Origin of the sequence: Peptoanaerobacter stomatis (assembly GCF_000238095.2) — a bacterium.
GTDB classification, from domain to species: Bacteria; Bacillota; Clostridia; order Peptostreptococcales; family Filifactoraceae; genus Peptoanaerobacter; species Peptoanaerobacter stomatis_A.
This window is the reverse complement of sequence record NZ_JH815225.1, coordinates 670,950-683,835: the sequence shown is the minus strand read 5'-3', so window position 1 is coordinate 683,835 and position 12,886 is coordinate 670,950. Positions and strand designations below refer to the sequence as shown.

The 12,886-nt window shown below is 28.4% G+C and carries 13 protein-coding genes; 7 read left to right on the top strand and 6 right to left on the bottom strand.

Annotated features, from left to right (window positions below):
- Positions 1–8 precede the first annotated feature (8 nt).
- Positions 9–938: a GTPase Era gene (gene era, locus HMPREF9630_RS02825; RefSeq protein WP_009527026.1), complete on the top strand. Its 930-nt coding sequence runs from the start codon at positions 9–11 to the stop codon at positions 936–938.
- Between the two features lie 356 nt (positions 939–1,294).
- On the opposite strand, the gene HMPREF9630_RS02820 is transcribed toward era, so the two are convergent.
- Both HMPREF9630_RS02820 and HMPREF9630_RS02815 read right to left on the bottom strand, forming a co-directional pair.
- Positions 1,295–2,383, bottom strand: coding sequence for an HD-GYP domain-containing protein (locus tag HMPREF9630_RS02820; RefSeq protein WP_009527025.1), 1,089 nt, complete (start codon positions 2,381–2,383; stop codon positions 1,295–1,297).
- 31 nt (positions 2,384–2,414) lie between these two features.
- Complete coding sequence (locus tag HMPREF9630_RS02815) at positions 2,415–3,434, bottom strand: HD-GYP domain-containing protein (RefSeq protein ID WP_009527024.1); 1,020 nt, start codon at positions 3,432–3,434, stop codon at positions 2,415–2,417.
- Between the two features lie 583 nt (positions 3,435–4,017).
- Here HMPREF9630_RS02815 and HMPREF9630_RS02810 point away from each other — a divergent pair.
- The gene (locus HMPREF9630_RS02810) at positions 4,018–5,355 is read left to right on the top strand and encodes a butyryl-CoA:acetate CoA-transferase (protein WP_009527023.1); all 1,338 of its coding nucleotides are present in this window, start codon (positions 4,018–4,020) and stop codon (positions 5,353–5,355) included.
- A 66-nt stretch (positions 5,356–5,421) separates the two neighbouring features.
- Here the strand turns inward: HMPREF9630_RS02810 and HMPREF9630_RS02805 are convergent, their stop codons facing one another.
- From HMPREF9630_RS02805 to HMPREF9630_RS02790, 4 genes are read right to left on the bottom strand one after another with little or no spacing between them, the layout of a single operon-like run.
- Positions 5,422–6,084: a response regulator gene (locus HMPREF9630_RS02805; RefSeq protein WP_009527022.1), complete on the bottom strand. Its 663-nt coding sequence runs from the start codon at positions 6,082–6,084 to the stop codon at positions 5,422–5,424.
- A complete protein-coding gene (locus HMPREF9630_RS02800) occupies positions 6,077–7,216 on the bottom strand; it encodes a sensor histidine kinase (RefSeq protein ID WP_009527021.1) in 1,140 nt (379 codons plus the stop codon). Before HMPREF9630_RS02800 ends, HMPREF9630_RS02805 begins: the two co-directional genes overlap by 8 nt.
- Positions 7,213–7,671 carry a chemotaxis protein CheW gene (locus HMPREF9630_RS02795; RefSeq protein WP_009527020.1) on the bottom strand — a complete coding sequence of 153 codons (459 nt, stop codon included), beginning with the start codon at positions 7,669–7,671 and terminating at the stop codon, positions 7,213–7,215. Before HMPREF9630_RS02795 ends, HMPREF9630_RS02800 begins: the two co-directional genes overlap by 4 nt.
- 26 nt (positions 7,672–7,697) lie before the next feature.
- Positions 7,698–7,880, bottom strand: a complete 183-nt coding sequence (locus tag HMPREF9630_RS02790; RefSeq protein WP_009527019.1) for a DUF896 domain-containing protein — start codon at positions 7,878–7,880, stop codon at positions 7,698–7,700.
- A 234-nt stretch (positions 7,881–8,114) separates the two neighbouring features.
- On the opposite strand from HMPREF9630_RS02790, the gene hpt reads away from it, so the two are divergent.
- From hpt to HMPREF9630_RS02765, 5 genes are all read left to right on the top strand, one after another.
- Positions 8,115–8,633 (top strand): hypoxanthine phosphoribosyltransferase, encoded by a 519-nt coding sequence (gene hpt, locus HMPREF9630_RS02785; protein WP_009527018.1) that lies wholly within the window; start codon positions 8,115–8,117, stop codon positions 8,631–8,633.
- Between the two features lie 193 nt (positions 8,634–8,826).
- On the top strand, positions 8,827–10,596 hold the full coding sequence (locus HMPREF9630_RS02780) for a SpoIIE family protein phosphatase (protein WP_009527017.1): 1,770 nt from the start codon (positions 8,827–8,829) through the stop codon (positions 10,594–10,596).
- A gap of 69 nt (positions 10,597–10,665) precedes the next feature.
- A complete protein-coding gene (locus tag HMPREF9630_RS02775; protein WP_009527016.1) occupies positions 10,666–11,643 on the top strand; it encodes a molybdopterin-binding protein in 978 nt (325 codons plus the stop codon).
- Positions 11,640–12,296, top strand: coding sequence for a (d)CMP kinase (gene cmk, locus HMPREF9630_RS02770; protein WP_009527015.1), 657 nt, complete (start codon positions 11,640–11,642; stop codon positions 12,294–12,296). Before HMPREF9630_RS02775 ends, cmk begins: the two co-directional genes overlap by 4 nt.
- Positions 12,286–12,867, top strand: a complete 582-nt coding sequence (locus HMPREF9630_RS02765; protein WP_009527014.1) for a lysophospholipid acyltransferase family protein — start codon at positions 12,286–12,288, stop codon at positions 12,865–12,867. The genes cmk and HMPREF9630_RS02765 overlap by 11 nt, the downstream gene beginning before the upstream one ends.
- The last annotated feature ends 19 nt before the right edge of the window (positions 12,868–12,886 follow it).

Genomic DNA, 12,886 nt, shown 5'->3' with positions numbered 1-12,886 from the left:
AAAGATTTTTGGAAAAATTACAAAATTTACTAAGTGAAGATGCAGTGTGTAAAACTGGTTTTGTCAGTATAGTTGGGCGCTCTAATGTAGGAAAATCAACTTTGTTAAATGCAATGATAGGAGAAAAGATAGCTATAACAAGTGATAAACCCCAGACAACAAGGAGCAGAATAAAAGGTATATACAATGATGAAAATTCTCAGATAGTATTTCTTGATACGCCGGGAGTTCAAAAACCTAAAAATAAATTAGGTTCATATATGGAAAAAGAAGTAAAATCGTCATCTTCATCGGCAGATGTTATACTATATGTAGTGGATGAGTCAGAAAATATCGGTAAACTCGACAATTCGATAATAGAAAGCTTAAAAAAATCGAAACAACCAAAGATAATTGCGATAAATAAAATAGACAAACTTAACGAAGAAAAAATATTTCAACTCATAAAAATGTATGATGAAATAGGTATATTTGATGATATTGTTCCAATAAGTGCAATTAAGAAAAAAAATGTATCAGAGCTGATAGAAACAATAAAAAAATATCTTGTATACGGTCCTAAATATTTTCCGGATGGCATAAGCACAGACCAAAGTAATAAAGTTATGATAAGCGAGATAGTAAGAGAAAAAATATTGAATTATACAGATAAAGAAATCCCTCATGGTACAGCAGTAGAAGTAGAAAAAATATTTGACAATAAACAAAAAAATATGATAGAAATATCAGTTGTAATATATTGCGAAAGAGATTCTCATAAAAAGATAATAATAGGAAAAAACGGTAGAAAATTAAAAGGTATAGGCAAATCAGCAAGGGTAGAGTTGGAAGAAATTTTTGGTTGCAAAGTATTCTTGGAGACTTGGGTAAAAGTTAAAGAGAATTGGAGAGAAAATACCAATTATATAAGAGAATTCGGATATATAGAAGAAAAATAGTTGTACCAATTATAATATTTTTAAATTGTATAACATATTATTTTCTAAAAATATAACTTTTTAAAGGCATTATAATATGGCTTTAATTGGTATTAGTACGAGCATATCCAGATTTGAATAAAGTTTACACTAAAGCTTAATAGAATAATGGATATTTTAAGTAAAAATAAACTAATATTAATACTAAAATCTCATAGAATAATGGGTAATAATAATAATTAATTTTTCAATAAACTATTTATATTGATGTTATATCATTATATAAGTTATCTATAATTTTATTAGAAAACAGTATAACATAAAAAATACGATAGATTTTCATCTATCGTATTTTACATTTTGTATTATTAAATTTTTTAGAAAAATTCTTCAATTTCTATATCATGATTTGCCTTTGAGCTCAAATCCAATAAATCTCCTGTCGGTTTTAATTTTACTATAGGTCTTAACGGTGCATTAGCATTTATAAATATTATTTCACCTTTATTACCGTCAGATAATCTAAGCTCTGCTCCTATATAGTTAGATGCTATCTTGTTGATAAAATCAGATAGTATAACTATGTCAAGTTTCTGCATAAAATCTGTTTCAAGTAATTTTACAGCTGCAAATGGTGTCATTTTATTTCTATAAGGTCTCATTGAAGTTAGTGCTACAAACACATCTGCAAGAGCTAATATCCTTGCTAAAAGCGGTATTTCATCACCTTTTAGACCATAAGGATACCCACTTCCATCACATCTTTCGTGGTGATATTTTATCGCATCTATTATATTGTCATTCAAGTCATAAGGTTTTAATATTTCTAATGATTTTTCTACGTGAGATCTTATAACTTCAATTTCAAACTCAGTTAAGGGTGTAGTTTTTCTGAGCAAATCTTTTGATAGAGCATATTTTCCTACGTCAAAAAGCAGACCGGCGAGAGATAAATCTTTTAAATCACTCTCTGATAATTTCATCCATTTACCGATAGTATGCACTGTTAGAGACACAGCATTACAGTGTACAAATGTCAAATCATCCGAGTTTTTGAACTTTTGTAGCAATTGGAATACGTTGGTATTTTTACCGGAATTGGTTTTTATCGTCTCTGATAGAATATTTTCAAGGCTTTTTGCGTTACCAGTACCTGAAATAGTGCTTATGATTTCTTTTTCAAAACTATTTACAACATTATTGAAATCCGTCATAAAACTTTCTATTTCTTGCTCTTTTATTACTTCAAAAGGAACATTTACGTCCTCCTGTTCATTCTCCTCTTTGGCAATGTCAAAAAGCATTAACACTTTTATTTTATTAATAGCATTTCTTTTCAATAAATCTTTGATAAAATTTTCGTCAGAAACTGATAAACCTTTTGATAAAATAAGTCTACCGTTAGAATTATATATATCCTCGTCAATGATCATATTATTTTTAATGTCATCTATAGAAATTCTCATCTAATTAACTCTCCTTAGTAAAGACATATTTTTATAAAATTTCAATTATCTTGTTATTTTTATATTGACTGCTTTGTAGGTTTATTATCTGACCTTCGCCTGTTTTGATAAAAGGAAGCACTACTTCATTTTCAGGAACGAAAACAATTACTCCGCTTGTTCCATCTGATAATCTTACAGTTGAACCTATATACTTATTAGCCACTTTATGAAGGAATATATATAGTATTCTTGTATCTAATAAAGACATATATTCGCTTTGCATTATTTTTAGAGCATCAAAAACTGACATTCTTTCATAGAATTCGTTGTTGGTAGTAAGTGCATAGAATATTTCAGATATAGCTATAATTTTTGCATATATAGGTATTTGTTCGTTTGTAAGTCCCATAGGACCTGAACCGTCATTTCTTTCTCTTGACGTTATGGCAGATTGTAAAACTTCTTTAGAAACAGTATCTGCACCTTTTATTTCATGTATATTCTCATAATCGACATCGCTAAGTGCAAAAATAGAGCTTAGCATAGATGCTTCAGAAAGTTCTTTTAATTGAACATCATCTAAATCTATCCATTTTCCTATTGAATAAGATATTAATGATACTTGAAGTATATCGGAATATTTATTTGAACCGTCATTTTTTATTTTTTCAACTAATTGGAATATAGTCAGTACAGATGATTCGGATTCTTTTGCAAGCTCGGCGCCTCTATCCAATTCTCTTATTTTTGAGATGTCTTTAGTTTGAGTGAAATTTTCTATGTCTTCTTCCAAGTCTTCAACTATTTTGTTAAATTCTTCTTTAAAAGCTGCGACTTCTTGCAATATCTTTTGAGAAATTCTATCTGATTCTTTTACGGCTGAAGAAGCTTGAGTTTCATCATCTTTTATCATTACAGAATTTATGCCGTTTCTACGAAGTACGATTGAAACTAAATCAGGATTTTCTATCTTAAAACCTTTGTACAATAATAGCGAGCCTCTTTTACTAAATATATCGCTATCTATAATCATTCCTCTCTCTAACTTATTTACAGATATGTTGCTCATAATAAATACACTCCTAAAAAAATTTAAAATAACAGCTTATATGTATATAATTATAATTTTAAATAGTCAGCTAATCAATAAGAAGTTGTTTTAAACAATAAACTTTTATTTTTATATTTTAAATAAAATTCTTTTTCTATATAAGATATTATAATGGTTACAAACATATTTGTAAAGCATTATTAAAAAAAATAAAAATTATTGGTTGTTTTGCTGTTATTTTTGCAATAAATGATACTAATTGTTCATAAATAATACGATTTATACTATCATTCCATAAAAATAAAACAATCTATTTCTGATACTTTGATAATAGAAATTTGTATTAAAATATATTTTAGCATAATATTAAAAATATATATGTTTATTCAGATAATAATATATTTACAAAATGAAATTTAAAAAGTTTTTTTAAAACAAATAACTATACTAAAATGGTGAAATATTAATGAAATATAATGATATTCTTAATTATAAGGAAAATAATCTATTTTATTTTTGTTGAAAATAAAAATAAAATAGATTATAATGTAATAAAAATATTTTTAAATCGTTATCATAAAATTATTTTTAGGAGGAGTTTATGGATTATTCAAAACAATACAAAGAAAAATTAGTAACTGCCGAAAAGGCTGCTGAACTTGTAAAATCAGGTGATTGGGTAGACTACGGCTGGTGTGTAGGTACAGCATATGATTTTGATAAAGCTCTTGCAAAGAGAGTAAATGAGCTTAAAGATGTAAATCTTAGAGGAGGAGTAATTTTTTGGGAGCCTGAGGTAATCAAAGCTGATGAAACAGGAGAGCATTTTACATGGAATAGTTGGCATTGTTCAGGTATAGAAAGAAAAATGGCAAGTAATAAAAGAGCTTTTTATATTCCTCTAAGATATTCTGAAATGCCAAGATATTATAGAGAGAATCCTATTCCGGTAGATGTTGCTGTAATGCAGGTTACACCTATGGATAAACATGGATTTTTTAATTTCGGACCTAATGCATCTCATATGATGGCTTTAATAGAAAGTAGTAAAAAAGTTGTGGTTGAGGTAAATAAAAATATGCCGAGATGTCTTGGTGGTTTTGAGTCTGAAGTGCATATATCAAAAGTTGATTATATAATTGAAGGAAGCAATACACCTATTGCAGCTATGAAAGCCGGCTCATATTCGGAAGTAGATATAAAAGTTGCAAATATGATAGTTGAAGAAATACCAAATGGAGCATGCTTACAATTAGGTATAGGTGGTATGCCGAATGCAGTAGGCTCTGTAATAGCAGACTCTGATTTAAAAGATTTAGGAGTTCATACAGAAATGTATGTAGATGCTTTTGTAGAGATGACTGAAAAAGGTAAGATAACAGGTGCTAAGAAAAATATAGACAGATTTAGACAAACATATGCTTTTGGCGCAGGTACTAAGGCTATGTATGATTTTATGGATGATAATCCTATGCTTATGTCAGCTCCTGTTGATTATACAAATGATGCAAGAATTATAGCATCTTTAGATAATTTTATATCTATAAATAACGCAGTAGATGTTGATTTGTTCGGTCAGGTAAGCTCAGAATCTTCAGGAACAAAACATATAAGTGGTGCTGGCGGTCAGCTTGATTTTGTGCTTGGTGCATATTTATCAAATGGTGGAAAGAGCTTTATATGCTTATCATCTACTGTTACAGATAAAGAAGGAAAAATGACATCAAGAATAATACCTACATTGAAAGAAGGTTCTGCAGTTACTGCCGCAAGACCTAACACTCATTATGTAGTTACAGAATACGGTAAGGTAAATTTAAAAGGTTTAAGTACATGGCAAAGAGCAGAGGCACTTATAAATATAGCTCATCCGGATTTTAGAGAAGAGCTTATAAAAGATGCTGAAAAGATGAAAATTTGGAGAAAAAGCAATAAATAATTATAAAATAAAACAACCGCCTTTTAGGTGGTTGTTTTATTTTATAATAAATTGAACAAAATTTTGTTATAATTCAACTATTTTATTTTTTATTGCATATATGGCTACTTGAGTTCTATCTTGCAATTCCAATTTTTTTAATATGCTTGATACGTGGTTTTTCACTGTTTTTTCGCTTATCTTAAGTTTTTCTGAGATTCCTTTGTTACTTAATCCGTTAGCTATAGCTTTTACAACTACTATTTCCTTTCTCGTTAGAGATTGAACAGCGTCTACTTCCTCTTTATATGCTTGTTTTTCTTTTGTTATGTGTTTTATCAACTTTGTAGCAAGGGTAGGCTGTATATAACTGCCTCCTGAGTTTACTATTTTTATTGTTTTTATCAAAGTTTCAGAATCTGAATCTTTTAATACATATCCGTCTGCTCCTAAGCTGACGCTTTGTGATACATATTCTACGTCATCATATACTGTAAGCATTATTATTTTTGGTTTTGAATGTGATGATTTAAGTTTTTTAAGTATTTCTATACCTGTCATATCAGGCATATTTATATCTAAAAGTATAACATCAACTTTACATTTTTTTAGTGATTCTATTGCTTCTGGACCTGATTTTGCTTTGCAGACCACTTCTATATCATTTTCCATATCTAATATTCTTGATATTCCCTCTCTTATAAGCTCATGATCATCTGCGATCATCACTCTTATTCTGTCATTATGCATATATATCCTCCTTGTTTGGTATTTTTATTTCGAGTCGTGTTCCGTTATTGGGCTTAGATAGTATCTTTACTTCTCCTTCAGCTAACAAAATTCTTTCTTTAAGAGATGAAAGCCCAAATGATTTTGAAGAGTCAATATCTTCAATATTAAAACCTATTCCATCATCTTCTACTTTCAATATTATTGTTTTAGAACCGATAGATATGTTTATATCTACATTTTTAGCGTTAGAATGCTTTAAAATATTATTTATTGATTCTTGTAAAACTCTAAAACATATTATTTTTGTAGTAGAACTTTTGATTGGATCATTTTTTCTTGTAGATAAATTGAAATTTATATCATAATCTTCTTTTGCTTTGGCTATAAGCCCTTGTATACTTGGAATAAGTCCTAATTCGTCCAAAGAAGTCGGCCTTAAGTCGTATATTATTCTTCTTATTTCTTTTATTGCATTTCTAAGTTGGTGTTTAAGTTGTTCTAATTCTCTATATATAGTATTTTTAGGTGAATCCTTTTCTATAAGTCTTTTTATTATATCAGATTTCATAACTATAGATGCTAATGTTTGAGCAGGTCCGTCATGAATATCTCTTGATATTCTACTTTTTTCTTTCTCTTGAGAAAGTATCCATTTTCCGGTAGCATCTTTTATATCATCTTCATCATCTGATACATCTACTTTTATATATTCGCTTAATACTTCAATTCTATTTAATAATCTGTCTGCTTTTTCTGTGAGTTCTTTATTTTTTTCTATTCTTTTTTCTAAATTTTCGAGAGTCTGTAAAACTGTTGTGACATCGCTTTTTTTTGCAAGCAGTTTTTCTTGCAACGTAAGTGCTTCTTCATATGCATTTTTTATATCTTCATGAGTGTAATGATTGAAGTCTTTACTTACTAATAAAAGTTTTTCTCTGCTGATAAGTTCACTCTCTTTTAAATCTTCCACTTCTTTAGTATAAATACTTATGGTTTTTTTAGTCTTGACTATATCAGATTGAATTATTGTGTTTTCTTTATTAATAGATTCGGTTATATTAAAAATTTCTTCTTTACCGCTTTGCATGGAGTCAATTATATTTTGTATAGCAAGATTTATATTGCTTGTATGTTTTTTTATACTCATCATATTGCTTGCTCTTTATTGAGTTGTTCTACACTTGACAGCTCTTCTTTATTTAAAATATGTTTTAAATCTATAGATATTATCATTTCATCTTCTGATTTAATGATGCTGTTTATGAAATTCACTTCATTTTCAAGCATTTTTGGTTTATCATTAACATCTTCCGAAGGTGTGTGTATAATACCTATGACTTCGTCAACCAAAAAACCGATTAGTAATTCATCAATTAAAACCACCAATATTTTTTGCTCTTGGAATGGTGTAGTGGAAAGAATTCCTAATTTTTTAGAAAGGTTTATTATGGTTAAAACTTCTCCACGCAAATTTATAATGCCTTCTATAAATGACGGTGTGTTTGGTAAGAAAGTTGCTTCTTTATTGCTGCAAATTTCTTTTATAGTTAATATATTTACACAATATTTTTGTTCGTTTATTTTAAAAACCACATAAGTGTCCATTAATTGTCTACCTCCTTACTTTTTAATCATGTGTTTTGAGGCTTTATATTATCAAGATGTGATTTTAAATTCTTCTTTACTCTCGATATATATTCATTTCTAAGTGTTTTTTGTAATATAAGTTCTTCTTGAGAAAGTTCCTCTTTTTTTGCAAGCTTGTTTATTTCTTGTATAAGCTCGTGTTCATTTAAATTTTTTATATCGTCCATAATTTTCAACTCTTAAAATTAGATTATAAAAGTAAATTCTAACAAAATTTATAAATATCTTTTTTACTATTTTAACACAAAATTTTATATTTTCAATATATTTGTGGAGATTTTTATTAATATTTTATGTAATTTATAAAATAATGTTTTTTATTTTTTATAGATAATTTTAAGTTTTAATGTTATAATTACTTAGATAATTTATTTTTATTTATAATTGAAGAGGTTTATGCAATGAAAATTTCTAGTATATTTATATCTCAAGAGGATATAAAAAATAAGGTTTATGAAATTGCAAAGAGTATAGAAAAAGATTTTAAGGGTGAAGAAGTACTTTTAGTTGGAGTTTTAAAAGGTGCAAGTGTATTTTTATCTGACTTGATTAGAAATATAGACTTAGATGTAGAAATTGATTTTATGGCTGTATCCAGTTATGGAATGTCAACTAAAAGTTCAGGGGTTGTAAAGATACTTAAGGACTTAGATAATGATATAAGTGGGAAAAATGTGATAATAGTGGAAGATATAATAGATACAGGGCTCACTCTTAAATATTTAAAAGATTATTTAAGTAATAAAAATGCAAAGGTTTTAAAAATATGTACATTGTTGGATAAACCGTCAAGAAGAAAATGTGATATAGATGTTGATTATATAGGTTTTGAAATAGAAGATAAGTTTATAGTGGGATATGGTATAGATTATAAAGAAAAATATAGAAATTTATCATATATTGCATTTGTGGAAGAATAAATTTTTGACTGATTGATTATTTTAAAATAGAAAACTTATTTTAACTTACTTAACGAAGTTATTAAAAATAAGGAAGTTTGTATTGAAATAAATATGTTTATAAATTTTTTCCTAAAAAAGTCTATATAAAAATAATCATTTTTTATAAAAAATATTTAGTATGTCTTTAATTTAAAGTTTGAAGAGGTGTATTTTGAGTAATTTAGATAAAACCTTGAGCACTATGGTTGAAATATCAAAAATAGTTACATCTTCTAAAGATTTTTTTGATATAAAAGATTTAGTAATTGATAAAATGCTTGAAATTATTCCTCCAAAAAGAGCGTGCGTCAATATATTTAGGCAAGATACATATGAATATACATATTTAGTATGCAAAGAAACCTTAGGGGATATACCTAAATACATAAATGGTGAAGAAACTGCTATAGGTAAAAAGATAACAATGGAGGAATTTCCACAGTATATATATGATGCAGTTGTAAATAAAAAAACCTGTTATATAGAGGATTTGTTTGAGGATGAAAGAGGAGAAAGCGAAAGAGATTTTGCAGAGCTGAACGGATACGTTAGTAGAATAGCAGTTCCGTTAATTTCAGGGGATAAGGCAAGAGGATTTATGACTTGTTTTTTGGGACCTGAAGAAAAATTGTTACAAGATGATATCAAATTTATGGAATCAGTTGCATCACTGCTTGCTCTTTCTGTTGATATTACAAGTAGAAACAGAGAAATTGATGAAATAGTTAGAAAGTTGAGAGATGCAATAGTATCAATTGAAACACTTACAGATAATTTATATGAAAACAAAGGGCTTGACTCATATTTTAAACTTATAGCAAGGGATATTTGTAAGATAACAAACTCTAAATCCGCTATGATATTTATAGATGATGAAGATTCTGATTTAAGAATTATACAAAGTCATGGAAATCGTAAAAGACTTGCAATAACTACAAATTTTCTTAAATATAATCCAAATGATAAGAAAAAGACATTTACATTTGAAGACATACCACCAAATGTATCTAAATACGGTATAAGTACAATAGCTTATGAAAATATAATAAAAGATGATAGAAAAATTGGTCAGATAGTAATGATAAATTCAGAAAAATATAGAACAGATGATCTTAGAATATTGGGGATATATGCGGCTCAAGTACTTTTATCAGTTCATTTATTTACAAGCAACAGAAAGCTTTTGGAAGATTCTATTATACACAGAGACTTGCAATTGGTACATCAACAGCAAAAACTCATAATGGAAGATGAGATAATGAGTGAAGATGATTTTTTGAACATAGATTATCTTAATGTTCCTTATAAGTATATAGGTGGGGATTTTTGCAAGTTTATAAAAGTTGAACAAGACAAGTATATACTTTTTATAGCAGATGTTATGGGTCACGGAATAATGTCAAACTACTTTGTTGCAATGACAAAAGGGGCAATAAATCTATTGCTTACAATGACATCATCTCCGTCAACAATATTAGCCCAACTTAATAACATATTGTTTAAAGAGTTAGATAAGATGGATGTGTTCATAACTTCCAAGATGATATTTTTTGATTTTAAAAATAATAAGGCTTATGCTTCAAATGCAGGGCATACAGTACCAATAGCGGTATATAAGGATGAAAAAGGAAAGAGAAATTACAGATTAATGAATGGAAGTACATCCATAGCCCTTGGAATATTTGAAAATACAGTTTATGAGGAAGAAGTTTTTGATATATCCGACATAGAATTGTTTGCTGTTTATACCGATGGAATAATTGAATCAAAAAATGAGCAAGGTCAAGAATATGGAGCGGATAATTTGGCAAAATATATTATAAAAAAGCTTGATGAGGGAGAAGAAAAGCCTTGTCAAGATTTGTTGTCAGAGATAGAAGATTTTACAAATAAGAAAAAGTTGGAAGATGATATAACTATATTTACAATTAGAAAAAAATAAGAAAAGTTGAATTTATGTGGTATTATCTTTTTAAGTTAATACTACATAATTCTTTTTTGGAGGAATTTTATGAAATTGATAGATACCAAGGATGCTGTAGGATATATATTATGTCATGATATAACTCAAATAGTCAAAGACAAAGTAAAAGATGCAAGATTTAGAAAAGGGCATATTATTAAGGACGAAGATATACCGGTATTATTATCTCTTGGAAAAGAGCATATATATGTTTGGGAAAAAGATGATGATAATATGATGCACGAAAATGATGCGGCTCAGTTTATGATAGATTTGACAAGAACCGAAGATATGAGTTTTACACCTGTAAAAGAAGGGAAAATGGAGCTTGTAGCAGATATTGACGGATATTTTACAGTAGATGTGAACTTGTTAAAAGAAATAAATATGCAAAAAGATATAATGATGGCATCTATAAAAGGGGATACTCCGATAAAAAAGGGTACAAAACTGTCAGGAATGAGAATAATACCTCTTGTTATAGAAAAACAAAAAATGGAAGATTTAAAAAAAATTATAAATGGAAAAAAAGTTTTTGATATAAAACCTTTTGTTAGAAAAAAAGCGGGTATAGTTACTACAGGAAGCGAAGTTTATCATAGAAGAATAAAAGATGAGTTTACACCTGTTGTAAAAGAAAAGCTGGCTGATTTTGGTGTAGAAGTGATAGCTCATGAAACTGTTTCAGATGATACACAGATGATAACGGAAGCAATAAAAAAATTGAAATCGGCAGGATGTGATATAATATTGTGCACAGGAGGTATGAGTGTAGATCCTGATGATTTAACTCCTAAAGCTATATCACTTACAGCTGATAAATTTGTGACATACGGTACACCTGTATTACCGGGAGCTATGTTTGCACTTTCATATTTTGACGATAAAGTGCCTATAATGGGTTTGCCGGGTTCAGTTATGTATTGTGCCAAGACTGTGTTTGATATAATATTGCCAAGAGCGTTGGCGGATATAGAGATAGACAAAGAATTTATTGCGTCATTAGGACATGGAGGTCTATTATGATAATAGCGATAGATGGACCTGCCGGAGCCGGTAAAAGTACAATATCAAAACTTATAGCGAACAGATTAGGAATAATGTATATAGATACAGGAGCTATGTACAGAGCAGTAACATATTATTTTTTACAAAATGATGTAAAGTTTGACGATAAAGATGAAATAAAATCTTCTCTTGATAAGATAGACATAGATTTCGACAGAGATAAAGTGTATTTATGCAATCAAGATGTTACTTCGCAGATAAGAAGTAAGATTGTAAATGAAAATGTGTCGGATGTGTCAGTAATAGATGTTGTGAGAGAAAAAATGGTAGATATGCAACGCTTGATGAGTAAGAAAAAATCAGTTCTGTTAGACGGCAGAGATATAGGTACGGTAGTTTTTCCAAGTGCAGATTATAAATTTTATTTAACAGCAAGTGTGGATGTCAGAGCAAAAAGAAGATATTTAGAAGAACAAAATAAGGGTAATATAAATATCAGCATAGAAGAAATAAAAAAATCTATAGAAAATAGAGATTATATAGACTCTAATCGAAAAATATCACCTTTAAAAAAAGCAGACGATGCAGTTGAAATTGATACAAGCGATATGAGTATAGATGAAGTAGTAAACAAAGTAATAAATATTGTAGGAGAAAAAGATGTTATATAGTGTACTCAGATTTATCATAAATATAGTACTTCGCATAGTTTATAGAATAGAAGTGGTAGGTAATAATACGGTTGAGAGCAACAAAGCATATATAGTCGCATCAAACCATAGAAATAATCTTGACCCTTTGCTTGTAATAATTACATTTAATAAGAGAAAAATACATTATATAGCAAAAAAAGAATTGTTTGAAAATAAAATTCTAAAATTCATTTTGGACAGAACATATGTTATTTCATTAGACAGAAATAAAAATGATTTAGGAGCGTTAAAAGAATCGTTAAAAGTCTTAAAAGATGGAGAGATATTAGGTATATTTCCACAAGGCACAAGGGTGAGCAGTATAGAAGATGATACATCAAAAGCAGGAATAGGAATGTTTGCAATGCGTACAAATACACCTGTAATACCTGTGTCTATAGTAGCTGAAAATAATTACAAACCATTTTCAAAAATAAAAATAATTTATCACGATTTATATACCGTACCTGAACAACTTATGACAGAAAAAAATAATGAAGGCTATATAGCAGTTTCAAATGAAGTAATGCAAATTATAAAATCAAAATAATAAGTAAATTTTTAAAATT